The organism is Roseomonas sp. TF40 (genome assembly GCF_057219975.1).
This window is the reverse complement of the sequence record NZ_JBXVVR010000001.1, coordinates 997074-1013360: the sequence shown is the minus strand read 5'-3', so window position 1 is coordinate 1013360 and position 16287 is coordinate 997074. Positions and strand designations below refer to the sequence as shown.

The 16287-nt window shown below is 71.4% G+C and carries 16 protein-coding genes; 13 read left to right on the top strand and 3 right to left on the bottom strand.

Annotated elements, in window-relative coordinates:
- Positions 1 to 39: 39 nt before the first annotated feature.
- The 7 genes from AC2D9U_RS04320 (at position 40) to AC2D9U_RS04290 (ending at position 7794) form a co-directional block, all read left to right on the top strand.
- Complete coding sequence (locus AC2D9U_RS04320) at positions 40 to 2130, top strand: hydantoinase/oxoprolinase family protein (protein WP_484746792.1); 2091 nt, start codon at positions 40 to 42, stop codon at positions 2128 to 2130.
- A complete protein-coding gene (locus tag AC2D9U_RS04315) occupies positions 2127 to 3689 on the top strand; it encodes a hydantoinase B/oxoprolinase family protein (protein WP_484746790.1) in 1563 nt (520 codons plus the stop codon). The genes AC2D9U_RS04320 and AC2D9U_RS04315 overlap by 4 nt, the downstream gene beginning before the upstream one ends.
- A gap of 30 nt (positions 3690 to 3719) precedes the next feature.
- Positions 3720 to 4685 carry a Bug family tripartite tricarboxylate transporter substrate binding protein gene (locus AC2D9U_RS04310; RefSeq protein ID WP_484746788.1) on the top strand — a complete coding sequence of 322 codons (966 nt, stop codon included), beginning with the start codon at positions 3720 to 3722 and terminating at the stop codon, positions 4683 to 4685.
- Entirely contained in the window at positions 4682 to 5392 is a 711-nt protein-coding gene (locus AC2D9U_RS04305; protein ID WP_484746786.1) for a class II aldolase/adducin family protein, read from the top strand. Before AC2D9U_RS04310 ends, AC2D9U_RS04305 begins: the two co-directional genes overlap by 4 nt.
- Positions 5392 to 6351 (top strand): Bug family tripartite tricarboxylate transporter substrate binding protein, encoded by a 960-nt coding sequence (locus tag AC2D9U_RS04300; RefSeq protein ID WP_484746785.1) that lies wholly within the window; start codon positions 5392 to 5394, stop codon positions 6349 to 6351. Before AC2D9U_RS04305 ends, AC2D9U_RS04300 begins: the two co-directional genes overlap by 1 nt.
- Positions 6348 to 6680 carry a cupin domain-containing protein gene (locus AC2D9U_RS04295; protein ID WP_484746783.1) on the top strand — a complete coding sequence of 111 codons (333 nt, stop codon included), beginning with the start codon at positions 6348 to 6350 and terminating at the stop codon, positions 6678 to 6680. Before AC2D9U_RS04300 ends, AC2D9U_RS04295 begins: the two co-directional genes overlap by 4 nt.
- Positions 6681 to 6759: 79 nt before the next feature.
- Positions 6760 to 7794, top strand: coding sequence for a beta/alpha barrel domain-containing protein (locus AC2D9U_RS04290; RefSeq protein ID WP_484746781.1), 1035 nt, complete (start codon positions 6760 to 6762; stop codon positions 7792 to 7794).
- Here the strand turns inward: AC2D9U_RS04290 and AC2D9U_RS04285 are convergent.
- Positions 7755 to 8579, bottom strand: coding sequence for an IclR family transcriptional regulator (locus tag AC2D9U_RS04285; RefSeq protein ID WP_484746779.1), 825 nt, complete (start codon positions 8577 to 8579; stop codon positions 7755 to 7757). The genes AC2D9U_RS04290 and AC2D9U_RS04285 overlap by 40 nt on opposite strands.
- A 94-nt stretch (positions 8580 to 8673) precedes the next feature.
- Between AC2D9U_RS04285 and AC2D9U_RS04280 the strand changes: the two genes are divergently transcribed.
- Genes AC2D9U_RS04280 through AC2D9U_RS04270 form a run of 3 tightly spaced genes read left to right on the top strand, consistent with a single transcriptional unit; the run spans position 8674 to position 11397 of the window.
- Positions 8674 to 9537 (top strand): amidohydrolase family protein, encoded by an 864-nt coding sequence (locus AC2D9U_RS04280; RefSeq protein ID WP_484746778.1) that lies wholly within the window; start codon positions 8674 to 8676, stop codon positions 9535 to 9537.
- The gene (locus AC2D9U_RS04275) at positions 9530 to 10399 is read left to right on the top strand and encodes a substrate-binding domain-containing protein (RefSeq protein ID WP_484746776.1); all 870 of its coding nucleotides are present in this window, start codon (positions 9530 to 9532) and stop codon (positions 10397 to 10399) included. The genes AC2D9U_RS04280 and AC2D9U_RS04275 overlap by 8 nt, the downstream gene beginning before the upstream one ends.
- Positions 10400 to 10419: 20 nt before the next feature.
- Positions 10420 to 11397 (top strand): tripartite tricarboxylate transporter substrate-binding protein, encoded by a 978-nt coding sequence (locus tag AC2D9U_RS04270; protein ID WP_484746774.1) that lies wholly within the window; start codon positions 10420 to 10422, stop codon positions 11395 to 11397.
- Between the two features lie 10 nt (positions 11398 to 11407).
- Here the strand turns inward: AC2D9U_RS04270 and AC2D9U_RS04265 are convergent, their stop codons facing one another.
- Positions 11408 to 12262 carry a class I SAM-dependent methyltransferase gene (locus AC2D9U_RS04265; RefSeq protein ID WP_484746772.1) on the bottom strand — a complete coding sequence of 285 codons (855 nt, stop codon included), beginning with the start codon at positions 12260 to 12262 and terminating at the stop codon, positions 11408 to 11410.
- A 6-nt stretch (positions 12263 to 12268) separates the two neighbouring features.
- Positions 12269 to 13039, bottom strand: a complete 771-nt coding sequence (locus AC2D9U_RS04260; protein WP_484746770.1) for a DUF3891 family protein — start codon at positions 13037 to 13039, stop codon at positions 12269 to 12271.
- A 113-nt stretch (positions 13040 to 13152) separates the two neighbouring features.
- Here AC2D9U_RS04260 and AC2D9U_RS04255 point away from each other — a divergent pair, with 113 nt between their 5' ends.
- The 3 genes from AC2D9U_RS04255 to AC2D9U_RS04245 are packed head-to-tail and all read left to right on the top strand — an operon-like array spanning position 13153 to position 16120.
- Complete coding sequence (locus AC2D9U_RS04255) at positions 13153 to 14298, top strand: Re/Si-specific NAD(P)(+) transhydrogenase subunit alpha (RefSeq protein ID WP_484746768.1); 1146 nt, start codon at positions 13153 to 13155, stop codon at positions 14296 to 14298.
- Positions 14299 to 14310: 12 nt separating this feature from the next.
- Positions 14311 to 14709, top strand: coding sequence for a proton-translocating transhydrogenase family protein (locus AC2D9U_RS04250; RefSeq protein WP_484746766.1), 399 nt, complete (start codon positions 14311 to 14313; stop codon positions 14707 to 14709).
- Positions 14710 to 14713: 4 nt separating this feature from the next.
- Complete coding sequence (locus AC2D9U_RS04245) at positions 14714 to 16120, top strand: NAD(P)(+) transhydrogenase (Re/Si-specific) subunit beta (protein ID WP_484746764.1); 1407 nt, start codon at positions 14714 to 14716, stop codon at positions 16118 to 16120.
- The last annotated feature ends 167 nt before the right edge of the window (positions 16121 to 16287 follow it).

The following is a 16287-nucleotide window of genomic DNA, read 5'->3' as shown; positions in this document are numbered from 1 at the left end:
GACGAGCGCCTTGGGCGCAGCGAGGGAAGGAACGGAAGCTTGCCAGAGGCCCAGCCCGCGAGCGGCGGCTATGCGCTGGCCGTCGACATCGGCGGCACCTTCACCGATGTCGTGCTGCGCCATGCCTCCGGCGCGGCGGTGACGGACAAGACGCTGACCACCCACGGCAATCTGCTCGAGGGCTTCTTCCGCGCCGTCGATCTCGCGCTCGGGCGCGCGGGCATCGGCCCGGCGGCGGTGACGGAAGTGACGGTGCACGCCACCACGCTGGTGACGAATGCGGTGATCGAGCGGCGCGGCCCGCCGACCGCGCTGCTCACCACCCAGGGCTTCCGCGACGTGCTGCGCATCCGCAACGAGCACCGCTACGACATGTTCGACCCGCAGATCGAATACCCCGATCCGCTGGTCCCCGACCGCCTGGTCTTCACCCTCGATGAGCGCGTGCATGCCGATGGCGCCGTGGCGAAGCCCGTGCAGGCCGAGGAAGCCGCCGCGGTGGCGCGCGCCCTGCAGGCGGCGGGCGTGCAGGGCCTGGGCATCTGCCTGCTCAACGCCTATCGCAACGGGGCGAATGAGCGCGCGGCGCGCGAGGCGATCCGCGCCGTGCTGCCGGGGCTTTCCATCACGCTCTCCTCCGAGGTCTCGCCCCAGATCCGCGAATATCCGCGCGCCTCGACCGCGGTGATGAACGCCTATACGCAGCCCATCGTGGCCCCTTATCTCGCCGCGCTGGCGGCGGAGTTGCATCGGCGCGGCTTTCCCAACCGGCCGCTGATCATGCTCTCCAATGGCGGTGTTGTCGGCACCAACCTCGCCGGCGCCTTTCCCGTGCGCATGATCGAGAGCGGGCCCGCGGCCGGCGCGCTCGCGGCCACGCATTTCGCCGAGCTGCTGCACCTCGAGAAACTCCTCTCCTTCGACATGGGCGGCACCACCGCCAAGGCCTGCCTGATCGTGGACGGCAAGCCGCACATCGCCGGCGAGTTCGAGGTCGATCGCCGCTACCGCTTCAAGCCGGGCAGCGGCTTTCCCATCACCATCCCGGCCGTGGACATGATCGAGATCGGCGCGGGTGGGGGCTCCATCGCGCGCATCGACACTCTCGGCCTGCTCAAGGTCGGCCCGCGCAGCGCGGGCAGCGAGCCGGGGCCGGTCTGCTACGGGCGCGGCGGCACGCAGCCCACCGTGACGGATGCCGATGTCGTGCTCGGCCTGCTCGATGCGGAGCGGTTTCTGGGCGGCGACATGAAGCTCGACAGGGCAGGGGCGGAGGCCGCGCTGGGCAGGCTGGGGGCGGCGCTCGGCGTCGATGCCCTCACCGCCGCGCGGGGCGTCTTCGAGGTGGTGTGCGAGCAGATGGCCGGCGCGGCGCGCGCGCATGCGACGGATCGCGGCATCGACTGGCGCGGCCTGCCGATGCTCGCCTTCGGCGGCGCGGGGCCGGTCCATGCCTGCCGCGTGGCGGAACTGCTGGAATGCACGCAGGTGATCTTCCCGCCGATGGCGAGCGTGCTCTCCGCCTTCGGGACACTGGTCTCGCCGGTGCGCCTTGACCTGGTGCGCTCGGCGCTGGCGCCGCTCGCGGGCCTGGATTGGCACGGCGTGCGCGCGCTGGTCGGCGGCATGGCCGAGGAAGGCCGCGCCGCGCTCGCCGAGGCCGGCGTGCCGGCCAGCGCGGCGATGCTCGAACTCGCGGTGGATTGCCGCTATCGCGGGCAGCAGAACGAGGTCACCGCGGCGCTGCCGCTGGCGGTGCTGGAACAGGGCGATGCCGCCGCCCTGCGCGCGGCCTTCGAGGCGGGCTATGAGGCGCTCTATGGCATCCGCCTGCCCGAAGTGCCGGTCGAGGTGGTGACCTGGCGCCTGGCCGCGCGTGGCCCGCTGCCGGCCGCCACCCCGCCGCCGCCCGCCGATGGCGCGCCGAGCGCGCCGCGCACGCATCGCCGCGTTGCGGTGGAACCCGCCGCGCCGGAGCTGCCGGTGTTCGACCGCGCCGCGCTTGCCATCGGGCAGCGCGTCGTCGGCCCGGCGATCATCGAGGAACGGGAGACCACGCTGGTGGTGCTGCGCGGCTGGGTGGCCGCGGTGCATCCCACGGGCGCGGTGATCGCGGAGCGCGCGCCATGACGACACAGCTGGACGGCATTGCGCTGGAGATCCTCTGGTCGAACCTGATCGCGACCGTCACGGAGCAGGCGCGCGCGTTGCAGCGCATCGCCTTCAGCCCGATCGTGCGCGAGGCCGGCGACCTCGCCACCGCGCTTTTCGACCGGCAGGGGCGGATGGTGGCGCAGGCCGTGACCGGCACGCCGGGCCACATCAACAGTCTGGCCGCGGCGGGGCAGCATTTCGTCCGCGCCTTCCCGCCGGACACGCTCGATCCGGGCGATGTGCTGATCACCAATGATCCCTGGCTCAGCGCGGGGCATTTCTTCGACATCACGGTGATGACGCCGGTGTTCCGCAGCGGCCGTTGCATCGGCTTCTTCGGCAGCACCATCCACCACACCGACATCGGCGGCTACGGCGTGGGCGCGGGCGCGCGCGACGTGCATGAGGAAGGGCTGTGGATCCCGCTGGCCAAGCTCTACGAGAAGGGCGTGGCCAATGCGCTGCTGCACGACATCATCCGCCGCAACGTCCGCACGCCCGAGCATGTCGCGGGCGACCTCGCCGCGCAGGTCGCGGCCGGGCGCGTCGGCGCGGAGCGGCTGAACGCGCTGTGCGACCGCGCCGGCTTCGCCGATATCGAGGCGCTGGCCGCGGCCATCCTGCAACGCTCGGAAGAGGCGACGCGGGCGAGCATCCGCAAGCTCGCGCCCGGCACCTATCACGGCGCGAGCACCTTCGACGTGCCGGGCGGGATGAACGTCACGCTCAAGGCCGCCGTCACGGTGGATGCGGATCTTGGCGAGCTCATCATCGATTTCACCGGCAGCTCGCCCGAGGCGCCGATCGGCATCAACGTGGTGCTGAACTACACCGCGGCCTATGCGAATTTCGCCGTGCGCGCCTGCCTCGACCCGGATCTGCCGAACAATTTCGGCTCGCTCCTGCCGGTGCGCGTGGTCGCCCCCGAGGGCAGCATCGTGAATTGCCGCTACCCCGCGCCGGTGAATGCGCGGCATGTGGTGGGCATGTATGTGCCCATGCCCGTGCTGAAGGCGCTGCACCAGGTGATGCCGGATCGCGTGCTGGCCGAGGGCTCGGGCGCGGTCTGGACGATCCAGATCCAGGGGCGCGACCGCGACGGCGCGCCCTTCACCTCCTCGATGTTCAACTATTCGGGCGGCATGGGCGCGCGGCGCGAGAAGCCCGGCCTCTCCGCCACCTGCTATCCCACGGGCGTCGCCGCCGTGCCGGTCGAGGTGCTGGAGGCGGCGATGCCCATCGCCTTCACGCGCAAGGAGCTCCGGCCGGGTTCGGGCGGGGCGGGGCGGCAGCCGGGCGGCGATGGTCAGGTCATCGGCTTTCGGATGCTGACGAAGGATCCCTGGCTGCTGAACGTCGTGGCCAGCCGCACGGAACTTGGCCCCGAGGGTCTGGAGGGCGGTGCGCCCGGCGCGCCGGGCCATTTCAGGGTGAACGGACTCCCGGTGAACGAGGCCCGGAAGATGGCCATGGCGCCGGACGACGAAGTGCTGATGGAAACACCCGGCGGCGGCGGCTACGGTAGCGCTGGCTGACCGGAAGAAGGTTGGGGGGAACGAAGAAACATGATCACACGCCGCATGCTGCTCGGCGCGTCCGCGCTTTTGGCCACGCCCGCGATCGCGCGCGCGCAGGCCCTGTTCAACCGGCCCGTGCGCTTCGTGCTCGGCTTCGCCGCCGGGGGCGCGGGCGACATCACGGTGCGCATGCTCGCCCCCCATATCAGCGCCGAGATCGGCCAGCCCATCGTGGTGGACAACCGCCCGGGTGCGGGCGGGATCGTCAGCGCGGAGGCCGTGGCGCGCGCCGCACCCGATGGCCACACCATGTACCTGCTGACCACGAGCAACATGGCCGCGCCCGCCTTCTACCGCACCATGCCCTTCGACGTGACGCGCGACTTCACGCCGGTGGGCCGCATGGTCTGGTACGACCACGTCATCGCCTCCAACCCGCAGCTGCCGGTCTCGAACCTCACCGAGTTGATCGCCCATGCGCGCGCACGGCCGGGGCAGATGAACATCGGCTCCATCGCGGTGGGCAATGCGCAGCATCTGGGCGTCGAGCTGTTCCGCGCCATGGCGCAGGTGCAGATGACGACGGTGACCTATCGCTCCTCGCCCGAGCTGATCAACGCGCTGGCGACGGGCGAGATCCAGGTGGCGGGCGAACTGCTCGCGCCCCTGCTGCCGCAGGTGCAGGCCGGGCGGGTGAAGCTGCTGGCCGTCACCGCGCCGACGCGCTTCCCCACCCTGCCCAACGTGCCGACCAGTGCCGAATCCGGGCTGCCCGACTACATCGTGCGCAGCTGGAACGCGATCGTCTTCCCCGCCGGCACGCCGCGCCCACTGGTCGAGGCGATGAATCGCGGCATCCGCCGCGCGCTCGGCGTGCCCGAGATCCGCAACCGGCTGATCGAGCTCGGCGGCCTGCCCGAGGCGAGCAGCCCCGAGGAACTCGCCGCCATGATCCCGGCCGAGGTCGCGGCCTGGGGCCGCATGGCGCAGCTCGCGGGCATCGAGAAGCAGTGAACGAGGCAGCGCTCAAGCGCGATCTGCTGCACGCCTATCACATCCTCGATGCGGATGGGCAGGCGAGCGGCATCGCCGGGCATCTCACCGCGCGGCTGCCCGGCGCGGATCGCTTCTGGTCGCACCGATGGGGCGTGGGCTTCGACGAGGTCCGCGCCGAGGGGCTGATCGAGGCGGATTTCGACCTGCGCACGCTGCGCGGGGAAGGGCGGGTGAACCCGACGCTGCACATCCACACGCGCATCTACCGCGCGCGGCCCGATGTGACCTGCATCGTGCACACCCACGGCAAGGCGGGCGTCGCCCTCGGCTGCGCGGGGATGAGCCTCGAGCCCATCACCCAGACCGGCGCGGTCTTCCACGACGACATCGCGCTGTTCGACGAGTTCCACGGCATCGTGCTCGACACCGATGAGGGCGATGCGATCGCCGCCGCACTGGGCCCGCGGCGCGGCTTGCTGCTGAAGAATCACGGCGCGCTCGTCGTCGGCGCTTCGGTGGCGGAGGCCTGCATCGGCATGACGGTGCTGGAATGGGCGGCCGATGTGCAGCTGCGCGCCGCCGCGGCGGGCCCGCTGCAGAAGCTTGATCCGGCGGCCGCCGCGCAATCGAAGAAATTCCTGCTCGATCCCGACAATCTCGGCCTGCGCTGGGACTTCCTGAAGCGGAAGATCGCGCGCGCACGGCCCTTCCTGGGAGAGGTGTGATGCGGCGGATACTGCTTGCGGGCCTGATGCTCTGCGCGGCGCTGCCCGCGATGGCGCAGACGCAATTCCCCAATCGCCCGATCCGCTGGATCGTCGGCTTCGCGCCGGGCGGGGTGGGCGACACCACGGCGCGCCTCGTCGGCGCGAAGCTCGCCGAGAGTCTTGGCCAGCCCGTGGTGATCGAGAACCGCCCCTCGGCCGGCGGCATCCTCGCGAGCGAGACGGTGGCGCGCGCCGCCCCCGATGGGCATACGCTGCTGCTCGTCACCGCCACGGCGGCGACCGCGCCGCACCTGTTCCGCACGCTGCCCTATCACCCGATCGACGACTTCGCCTTCGTCTCGCAGATCGCGAGCTTTCCGCACGCCATCGTCGTCGCGGCGAATTCACCGCACCGCAACCTGCAGGATCTGATGGCCTATTCCCGGGCCAATCCGGGGCGGGTCAATCTCGGCTCGGTCAGCGTCGGCACGGCGCTGCATCTCTCGCTCGAACTGTTCCGCTCCATGGGGCAGCTGCCGGCCGAGATCGTCACCTATCGTTCGACCGGCGAGTTGCTGAACGCGACCGCGACCGGCGATGTCACCGCGGCGATGGAGGTGGCGGCGACCACGCTCGGCCAGATCAGCGGCGGGCGGATGCGCGCTTTGGCGGTGACCTCCGCGACGCGCGCGAGCGTGCTGCCGGATGTGCCCACCGTCGCCGAAAGCGGGCTGCCCGACTACAGGGTCATCACCTGGAACGGCATGGCCGCGCCGCGCGGCACGCCGCGGCCGATCATCGACCGGCTGAACGCGGAGGTCGCGCGCGTCATGGCGCTGCCCGAGATCCGTGAGAGGCTTCTCCCGCTCGGCGTCGAGCCCGCGCCCGGCACGCCCGAGGCGCTGCGCGCGCTGCTGGTGGCCGAGACCGAGCTCTGGGGCCGCGTCATCACCGCTGCTGGGATTCCCAAACAATGACCATTCCGACCATCGATTGGAACGCCATCCCCTGGACCCCCGTGCGCCCTGGCGTGGAGCGCAAGGGCTTCACCGGGGCGGGGGCCACGCTCGCGCTGCACCGGCTGCATCCGGGGCATGAGCCAAAGCCGCACAAGCATCATTTCGAGCAGGTGGTCTACATCCTCGCCGGCACCATCGATTTCCATATCGAGGGCGAGGTGATCCGCCTCGGCCCCGGCGGGCTGCTGGTGGTGCCGCCGAACGCCATGCATCACGGCGTGGTGGTGGGCGATGAGCCGGTGCTGAACCTCGATGTCTTCACGCCGGCCAGGCCGGAATATGCCTGATCCGCGCATCGGATCGCGCAACCCCGCAGCGCAGCGAGGAGCGGAGCGTGAATCCGCTGCGCCGGATACACGCATCCGTGTGGGCGGCATCACGCTGCCCAACCCGGTCATCATCGGCTCGGGCGACCATGTGATGACCGAAGGCGCGCTGCGGGCGGCGCTCGCCTCGGGCGCCGGCGCGGTGGTGGCGAAGTCGATCAATGAGAGCGAGGCCGCGAAGCGCCAGCTCGACGGCTCCGACCATGTGCTGCTCGACAGCCGCTGGAACCCGATCCCCTGGGATTTCGACCCGCCCGCGGATGCGATGGTCTTCGGCCGCTCCGGCCTGCACCAGGCGCCGAGCGCGGATTGGATCGAGGTGGTCGCACGGCTGGACCGCGAGGCGGCGGCGAGCGGGCGCTATGTGATCGGCTCGATCATCCTCGCCAGTCTCGACATCGCCTGCGACCTCGCGCGCCAGATGCAGGATGCCGGCATCCGCGTGCTGGAACTCAACATCGGCGCGCCGCATGGCGATGAGGCCGTGGCGGGGGCGATCATCCAGGAACGCGCCGCGCATCGCGTGCGCGAGATCACGGCGCGGCTGCGCGCGGCCGTCACCATCCCGCTCTGGATCAAGCTGACCGGGCAGAGCGAGGATGTCGCGAGCCTCGCCGCCGCGGCGCGCGATGGCGGCGCCGATGCGGTGATCGTCATGGGCCGCTTCATGGCGCTCGTGCCCGATATCGAAACCCGAGCACCGATGCTCGGCACGGCGGGCGCCATCGGCGGGCCGTGGTCCCTGGCGCTGACCTGCCGCTGGCTCGCGCAGTCGCGCAAGAAGCTGGGGCGGGACTTCCCGCTGCTCGGCACCAATGGCGCGCGCACGGGGCTCGATGTCGTGCGCTTCCTGCTGGCCGGCGCCTCGGCGGTGGAGATGACCAGCGCCATCATGGCGGGCGGCTTCGTGCGCGCGACGGACGCCGTGGCGGAGATCGAGGCCTACCTGCTTCGCACGGGTGGGACGGCGCAGGACCTCATCGGCCTCGCCGCCGACCGGCAGCTGGCCTATGGCGCGCAGCCCGACCGGCCGGGCTATTGGCGCGACTTCGTGCCGCCGGAGTCGCGTTCGTAACGCTGGCTGCCGAGCCGTGCGCTGAGCCCCGCGGCCTCTTCCTGCAGCGCGGCCAGCATGGCGGGCGGTGGCGGGTCGGTGACGAATTGCACCGACCCCACCACGCCGATCGAACCCACCAGCACATCGCCCGTGGCGAAGATCGGCGCGGCCAGCACATTCACGCCGAGCAGCGATTCCGAGGGCGCGCCCTCCCACAGCCGCTCGCGCACCAAGGCAAGCCGCGCGCGGATCGCCGCCGGGTCGGTCAGCGAGGCGGGCGTGGGCGCTTCCAGCTTGCCGGCGAGCAGCCGGGCCACGCTCTCCTCCGGCGCGAAGGCCAGCATCACGCGCCCCTGTGCCGAGCAATGCGCGGCCGGGCGGTTGCCGGGCTGCACGGTGATGGAGACCTTGTTCGGCGCCTCCAGCGCATGCACCACCAGCGGCTCCGCGCCGGTCGGTACGGCGAGCAGCACGGATTGCCCCACCGCGTCGCGCAGCCGGTGCAGCGCGGGTTCCGCGAGGCGCTTGAGGTCGAATTGCTCGCCCGCCGCCTGGCCGATCTGGAACATCCGCCAGGTGAGGTGATAGCGCTCCGTTGCTTCCTCCTGCGCCACCAGCCCGGCCTGGCGCAGCGTGACCAGGTGGCGATGCACGCGCCCCTTCGGCTCATCGAGCCCGCGCGCGAGATCGGCGAGGCGCATGGGCCCGCCCGCCAGGGCCAGGGCTTCCAGCACCCGCACCGCCATGAGCACGGAGCGCACGGCGGCGGTGCCTTCCGGCGCTGTGTCGTGATCGTCCTGCATGCGCAAGGCTTAGCGCGAACGCGCATCAGGGGAAACGGCGTGCGCGGTGGCGCGGGCGCGCGCGCGATGGCAGAAGGAGGGCAGGGAGACTCCAATGACGACCGAGATCATCGACACCCACACCCACGTCATCTCGCCCGACCGCGTGGCGCATCCGATGGCGCCGCTGGGCGGCAAGCAGTCGGACTGGTCGGCGGAACGCCCCACACCGCATGTGGCGCTGGTCGCGGCGATGGATGCGGCCGGGGTGCACCGCGCCATCGTCGTGCAGGCCTCCACCGCCTATGGCCATGACAACAGCTACGCGGCGGAGGCGATCGCCGCGCATCCGGGCCGTTTCGCGGGCGTCTTCTCGGTCGATGTCCTCGCCCCTGGTGCCTGCGAGCGAATCCGCCACTGGCATGGGCGCGGCTTCGCGGGCTTCCGGCTGTTCACCACGGGCACGACCATGCCGGGGCAGCAGACCTGGCTGGATGACCCGCGCTCCTTCCCCGCCTGGGCGCTGGCGCAGGAGCTTGGCCTGCCGGTCTGTCTGCAGATGACGGCGAAGGGCATCCCGCTGCTGCGCGAGGTGATGTCGCGATTCCCGCGCGTGACCATGCTGCTCGACCATCTGGCGCGACCCGACCTCTCCGATGGCCCGCCCTATGCCAATGCGGCCCCGCTATGGAGCCTCGCGGACCATCCGCAGGTGATCCTCAAGCTGACCACGCGCGCCCTGGATCTGTCGGAGGTCGGTGCCTCTTCCTCCGCCGCGCTGCTTGAGGTGCTGCTGCGGCGATTCGGCGCGCAGCGGATCATGTGGGGGTCCAACTTCCCCGCCGCCGAAGGGACGCTGCAGGAATTGCTCAGCCGCAGCCTGCACGCGCTGGATCACCTGAACGCCGCCGACCGGGCCGAGATCCTCGGCGGCACGGCGCGGCGCGTCTATCCGGGGCTCGCCCCTTTCCATGGATAGGCGCCTCAGCCTCGCCATCGGCGACCATCCGATGGTGCGCCCGCTGCGCGAAGCGGGGGCGCTGGCCGATGGCACCGCCATCGATTTCCCCGCCGTCTCGCCCATCCACCGCGCCTTCGCGCCGATGGCGCGGGAGCAGCGCTACGACGTGGCGGAGATGGCCATCGTCACCGCGCTGCAGGCGCTGGCCTATGGCAAGCCGATCGTGCTGCTGCCGGTGACCATCGCGGCGCGCTTCCAGCATCGCTGCATCATCCGCCGCGCCGATCGGCCGGAGATCACGCCGGCGGCGCTGGCGGGCCAGCGGATCGGCGTGCGTGCCTATACCCAGACGACGGGCATGTGGATCCGCGCCCTGCTGGCAGAGGCGGTGGGCCTCGCCGCGTCGGACTCGCGCTGGTTCACGCAGGAAGGCGCGCATGTCGCCGAATATGCGGACCCGCCCTTCGTCACCCGCGTGGCGGAGAGTGCGAAGCTGCCCGCGCTGCTCGCGGCGGGCGAGATCGACGCCGCCATCCTCGGCAACGACCTGCCCGACGACCCGATCTTCGCGCCCGTCTTCGACGCGCCCGAGCAGGCCGCGCGGGCCTGGTTCGCCCGCACGGGCGTGGTGCCCATCAACCATGTGCTGGTCGCGCGCGCCGATGTCGCCACGACGCAGGCGCCGCAACTGCGCGCGCTGGTCGCCGAACTCATTGCCGCCAAGCCGGCGGCGAACCCGGACCTGCTGCCGATGGGGGAGGCGGCGATGGCCCATTCCCTCGCGCATCTGCTCGAGACCTGCCACGCCCAGGGCCTGCTGCCGCGCCGCCTCGACCCCGCCGAGGTCTTCGCGCCGGCGCGGGCGCTGGGCCTCGCGTGAAACGCCGAGGGAGGAAGACCATGACCCAGGATCTCACCCGCCGCTTCCTGCTCGGCAGTGCCGCCGCGCTGCTCGCCGGCCCCGCCTTGGCGCAGCCGGCGCGGCTGCCGAACGGGCCGGTCTCGCTGATCGTGCCGGTCACGCCGAGCACGGCGCAGGACACGCTGGCGCGGCTGCTGGCGCCGACGCTGAGCGAGATCCTCGCCCAGGCCGTGGTGGTGGAGAACCGCACCGGCGCCTCGGGCGTGATCGGCACCGGCGCGGTGGCGCGGGCGCAGCCTGATGGGCGGATGCTGCTGATGCAGGGCGCCAATTTCGTGATGAGCCCGCCGCTGATCGCCAACCTGCCCTATGATCCGGTGCGCAACTTCATCCCGATCATCCACATCGCGGATGGCAATTCGGTGCTGGCGGTGCGGCCGGATCTGCCGGCGGCGGACCTCGCGGCCTTCGTGGCGCTGGCCAAGGCGCGGCCGGGCGATCTCGACTACGGCTCGCCGGGCAATGGCACGGCGCCGCATATGAGCATGGCGCTGTTCATGCTCGCGGCGGGGATCGAGCTGAATCACATCCCCTATCGCGGCACGGCACCGGCGCTGCAGGACCTGCTCGGCCGGCGCATTGCGGCGATGGTGCTGCCCGTGGCGGTGGCGCTGCCCCTGGCGCGGGAGGGACAGATCCGCGTGCTGGCCGTGACCTCCGCCAACCGGCTGCCCGATCTGCCGGCGGTGCCGACCCTGGCGGAATCCGGCTATCCGGCGGCGACGAACACCATCATCTACGGCCTCTACGGCCCGGCCGGCCTGCCGGCGGAACTGGTGGCGCGCATCAACACCGGTCTGAACGCCTGGCTGGCCCGGCCCGAGACGCAGGCCGCCATCCAGGCGCAGGGCATGGTCGCCACGGGCGGGCCGCAACCCGAATTCGAGGCGACGATCCACAATGAGCTGCGCCGCTGGGCGCAGGTGGTGCGCGACGGGCGCATCCGGCCGGACTGAGGGGCGTAGCTCAGCCGGGCAGGGGCTTTTCGTAAACGGCGGCGAATTCGCGCTTGCGCCCTTCCAGATACTGGGCGTGGCGCTGGCTGCCGGGCAGCACCGCCCATTCGCGCGCGCTCTCGCGCAGGAACCAGGGCAGGCGCGCGGCCAGCGCGGCGTTGCGCGGCGCCTGGCGGGTGAAGGCGGCGAAGCAGGGCTCGGTGATGTTGCGGAAGCCGCGCGGCACCAGCCCCTGCCGGATCGCTGCCCGATCCAGGCGCTGGCGTGTCCAGCCGATGGGCGTGTCGGTGGACCCGCCCGTCAGGCTCAGCAGCCCGCCCGGGGCCAGCACGCGCGCGGCCTCGGCCATCAGGGCGTGGTGATCCACGTAGTTGAGCGTGCCGATGCTCACCACGCGGTCGAAGCGGGCCGGGGCGAAGGGCAGGCGGTCCGCCGAGCCGCGCCGCAATTCGGGGGCGAGGGCGCGCAGCCAGCGCCGGGCGTGGCGGATCGCCGAGCCCGAGGCGTCGAGCCCGGCGAGCCGCGCGCCGGGGAAGGCGGCCGCCGCGTAGAGCAGCCCGCCCCCGGCGCCGCAGCCGATGTCAAGCAGGCTGCCGACCGGCCTTTCGGCGGCCTCGGGTGCGACCTCCAGGGGCAGCGCACGCAGCGCGAAATCATACATGGCGGCCTGTTCCACCGCCGCCTCCAGCCCCGGCGCGGCGATGGCGCCGGGGGCGGGCGGGTGGAAGCCGCCATTGAAGAAACCGCCGCGCGCGACCGGGGGCAGGGCGTAGATGACCTCATACATCAGGCGGTTCACCCAGGCCCGCCGCGCGCCGGAGCCGCTGGCGCGCAGCCGGGTGACCAGGTCATGCAGCCCCGCCACGATGCCTCAGCCCGGCACCAGCGTGGCGGTGCAGCGACGGTCCGGCGCGGCGGCGAGCCCGGCGCGCATCGCCGCCGCATCGGCCCAGCGCGTGCCCGGGGCGAAGTGCCGCGCGCGCCAGCTCAGCTCGACGCGGGGCAGGCGGAAGGGCCAGGGGGCGATGGCCAGCTCGCCCTCGCGCTCGGCCAGGGCAAGCTCCGCCAGCGTGCCGTCGGCGCGCGGCGCCCGGCCAATGCCCCCCATGGTGACGATGCCGCCGCAGACGGCGAGGCTCAGCGCATCCGTCACCGCGACCAAGGCCGAGGCGGTCTCGACCTGGCGCATCGGCAGGCCGAGGGCGGCGATCAGCCCGGCCTGCTTCACCGCCTGGCTTTCGCGGTAGTGGCGCGCGGCGGGGCCATCCTCCGGGTGGTCCTGGTGGCGGTCGTCATAGTGCGAATAGATCAGGCTGCCATGGCGGCTGACCAACAGCCCTACCAGCGGTCCCCAGCTGGCCAGGGCACGCTCCACCCCCTCGGCCCACATGGGGGCGTGGTACCGGGCGCCCACGGCGCGGAACACATGCGGCCGGCCCGTGGCGGGGTCGAAGCTCGGCGCGGCCTCCCAGCCCATCCAGGCGACATCGTGCTGCGCGCAGGCGGTGGCGACATCCTCCAGCGGGTCGGGCAGGGCGAAGCCGGGCGCGCCCCAGGCCCGCAGCATCTGGCCCGAGACCAGGGCGTGCATGGGTTGGCTCACGGCCAGCCAGGAACCGTCGGGCAGGTCTCGGAACAGCATCGGGGGCCTCTTTCGCGCGGACCGGTGAAGATGAACGCCGGATGGCATCCTTGCCAGATGGGATCAGCGCAGTCATATGGCGCCGGCTTCAGCCTCGAATGGGGGTCTATTTCATGCGCGTTGCGGTCTTGCGCGAACGGCGGGGTGGCGAAACGCGGGTGGCCGCGACGCCGGAAACCGCGAAGAAACTGATTGGCATGGGCTGCACCGTCGCGGTGGAGACCGGTTCTGGCCTGGCCTCGGGCCTGCCGGACAGCCTCTATGCCGAGGCGGGCGCCAGCATCGTCGCCGATGCGGCCACGGCCCTGGCCGGGGCGGCGCTGGTGCTCAAGGTGCGCGCGCCGCTCGCGGCCGGGGAGGGCGAGGTGGATGAGCTGTCGCTCATTCCCCGCGGCGCCCTGCTGATCGCCACCCTGGCGGCGGACCGCGCGGCGGCCGAGGCCTATGCGGCGGCCGGCATCGATGCCTGCGCCATGGAATTGCTGCCGCGCATCACCCGCGCGCAGTCGATGGACGTGCTCTCCTCCCAGGCGAACCTCGCGGGCTACCGCGCGGTGATCGAGGCGGCGGCCACCTTCGACCGCGGCTTCCCGATGCTGATGACGGCGGCCGGCACCATCCCCGCCGCCAATGTCTTCGTCATGGGCGCGGGCGTGGCCGGTCTGCAGGCCATCGCCACCGCACGGCGCCTCGGCGGGCGGGTTTCCGCCACCGATGTGCGCCCTGCGGCGAAGGAGGAGATCAAGTCGCTCGGCGCGACCTTCGTCGGCTACGAGGATGAGGAGAGCAAGGCGGCGCAGACCGCGGGCGGCTACGCCAAGCAGCTCTCCGCCAATTTCTACGCCAAGCAGGCCGAGGTCGTGGCCGCGCATATCGCCAAGCAGGACATCGTGGTCTGCACCGCGCTGGTGCAGGGCCGCAAGGCGCCGACGCTGGTGACGGCGCCGATGGTGGCCTCGATGAAGGCGGGCTCCGTGATCGTGGACATCGCCGCCGATGCGGGCGGCAACGTCGCCGTGACCGTGCCGGGCGAGATGGTCGTCACCGAGAATGGCGTGAAGGTGCTGGGCTTCCGCAACTGGCCGGGCCGCATCGCCGGCGCGTCCTCCGCCCTCTATGCCCGCAACCTGCTGACCTTCCTGAGCACCTTCTGGGACAAGGAAGGCAAGAAGCCCGTGCTGAACCCGGAAGACGACATCGTGAAGGGTGTCGCCGTGACCCGCGGCGGCGCCGTCGTTCATCCCTCGCTGGCCGCCTGAGGAGAGCCCGCCATGAGCACCCCACAGCAAATCGCCAATGAGGCTGCCGCGCTGGCCGACCGCGCGGCGATGCTGGCGGATTCCGCCCGCGGCCTGGTGATGGCCGCGGCCCCCGTGGCCGCCGCCGCCGAGCCCTTCCTCTACCTCCTCACCATTTTCCTGATGGCCTGCTTCGTGGGCTATTACGTGGTGTGGAACGTGACCCCGGCGCTGCACTCGCCGCTGATGGGCGTCACCAACGCGATCTCCTCGGTGATCGTGGTGGGTGCCATCCTGGCGACCGGCCTGTCGGACAGCATCGCCGCCAAGATCTTCGGCTTCCTTGCCGTGACACTCGCCGCCGTGAACATCTTCGGCGGCTTCATGGTGACGCGGCGCATGCTCGCCATGTTCAAGAAGAAGGGGAGCTGAGGCGATGGCACAGACCCTCTCGACGCTGGCCTATCTGGTCGCCTCGGTCCTGTTCATCCTGGCCCTTCGCGGCCTGTCCAACCCCGAGACCAGCCGCCAGGGCAACCTCTACGGCATGGTCGGCATGGGCATCGCCATCGCGGCGACGCTGCTCAAGCCGGGCATGGGCTTCGGCGGCATCGCCATCGTGCTCGCGGGCCTCGCCATCGGCGGGACCATCGGCACGATCCTGGCGCAGCGCATCCAGATGACCTCGCTGCCGCAGCTTGTCGCGGCCTTCCACTCGCTGGTCGGCATGGCGGCGGTCTTCGTGGCGGCGGCGGCCTTCTACGCGCCGGCCAGCTTCGGCATCGGCGTGCCGGGGGCGATCAAGGCGGCCTCGCTGATCGAGATGTCGCTCGGCCTCGCCATCGGCGCCATCACCTTCTCGGGCTCGGTCATCGCCTTCGCGAAGCTGGACGGGCGCATGTCGGGCGCGCCGATCATCTTCAAGGGCCAGCACATGCTGAATGCGGGCCTCGGCGCGCTGCTGCTGCTGCTGGTGATCCTCTTCGTCATCACCGGCTCGCCGGTGCTGTTCTGGCTGATCGCCATCCTGTCCTTCGTGCTGGGCTTCCTGCTGATCATCCCGATCGGCGGTGCGGACATGCCGGTCGTTGTCTCGATGCTGAACAGCTATTCCGGCTGGGCGGCGGCGGGCATCGGCTTCACCATCGGCAATTTGCTGCTGGTGGTCACGGGCGCGCTGGTCGGTGCCTCGGGTGCCATCCTGTCCTACATCATGTGCAAGGGCATGAACCGCAGCATCATCAACGTGCTGCTGGGCGGCTTCGGCTCCGAGAGCGGCGCGGCCGCCGCCGGCGGTGCCGCGGCTGACCGCGCGCCGGTGAAGGCCGGCTCGCCGGAGGACGCCGCCTACATCATGAAGAACGCGCAGAAGATCATCATCGTGCCGGGCTACGGCATGGCGGTGGCGCAGGCGCAGCAGGTGGTGCGCGAGATGGCCGACCTGCTCAAGAAGGAAGGGGCGGAGATCTCCTACGCCATCCACCCCGTCGCGGGGCGCATGCCCGGCCACATGAACGTGCTGCTGGCCGAGGCGAACGTGCCCTATGACGAGGTGCATGAGCTGGAGGAGATCAACGCGGAGTTCGCCGATGCCGACGTGGCCTATGTGATCGGCGCGAACGACGTGACGAACCCGGCCGCCAAGACCGACAAGTCGTCGGCCATCTATGGCATGCCGATCCTGGATGTGGAGCGCGCCAAGACCGTGTTCTTCGTCAAGCGCGGCATGGCCAGCGGCTATGCCGGCGTGGAGAACGAGCTGTTCTTCCGCCCGAACACGATGATGCTGTTCGGCGACGCGAAGAAGGTGACGCAGCAGATCGTCCAGAGCCTGCAGAAGTAACCCGCGCTTTCAGCGCCGGGCTGGGAACGGGGGCCTTCGGGCCCCCGTTTTCGTTTCAGGCGGGAAGGGGATGCATGGCCGGGGCTTCCCCGACCTGGCGCGGCGCAAACGCAGAAAGCCGCGCTGCACGGGGGGCAACCCCGCGGCGCGGCCTATCCGGATCTTCG

What these genes read in the sequence shown, in the direction of transcription:
- AC2D9U_RS04245 (WP_484746764.1), top strand. Translation starts at nt 14,714, where the DNA reads ATGGCACAGACCCTCTCGACGCTGGCCTATCTGGTCGCCTCGGTCCTG.
- AC2D9U_RS04270 (WP_484746774.1), top strand. Translation starts at nt 10,420, where the DNA reads ATGACCCAGGATCTCACCCGCCGCTTCCTGCTCGGCAGTGCCGCCGCG.
- AC2D9U_RS04315 (WP_484746790.1), top strand. Translation starts at nt 2,127, where the DNA reads ATGACGACACAGCTGGACGGCATTGCGCTGGAGATCCTCTGGTCGAAC.
- AC2D9U_RS04255 (WP_484746768.1), top strand. Translation starts at nt 13,153, where the DNA reads ATGCGCGTTGCGGTCTTGCGCGAACGGCGGGGTGGCGAAACGCGGGTG.
- AC2D9U_RS04295 (WP_484746783.1), top strand. Translation starts at nt 6,348, where the DNA reads ATGACCATTCCGACCATCGATTGGAACGCCATCCCCTGGACCCCCGTG.
- AC2D9U_RS04280 (WP_484746778.1), top strand. Translation starts at nt 8,674, where the DNA reads ATGACGACCGAGATCATCGACACCCACACCCACGTCATCTCGCCCGAC.
- AC2D9U_RS04260 (WP_484746770.1), bottom strand. Translation starts at nt 13,039, where the DNA reads ATGCTGTTCCGAGACCTGCCCGACGGTTCCTGGCTGGCCGTGAGCCAA.
- AC2D9U_RS04300 (WP_484746785.1), top strand. Translation starts at nt 5,392, where the DNA reads ATGCGGCGGATACTGCTTGCGGGCCTGATGCTCTGCGCGGCGCTGCCC.
- AC2D9U_RS04310 (WP_484746788.1), top strand. Translation starts at nt 3,720, where the DNA reads ATGATCACACGCCGCATGCTGCTCGGCGCGTCCGCGCTTTTGGCCACG.
- AC2D9U_RS04285 (WP_484746779.1), bottom strand. Translation starts at nt 8,579, where the DNA reads ATGCAGGACGATCACGACACAGCGCCGGAAGGCACCGCCGCCGTGCGC.
- AC2D9U_RS04250 (WP_484746766.1), top strand. Translation starts at nt 14,311, where the DNA reads ATGAGCACCCCACAGCAAATCGCCAATGAGGCTGCCGCGCTGGCCGAC.
- AC2D9U_RS04275 (WP_484746776.1), top strand. Translation starts at nt 9,530, where the DNA reads ATGGATAGGCGCCTCAGCCTCGCCATCGGCGACCATCCGATGGTGCGC.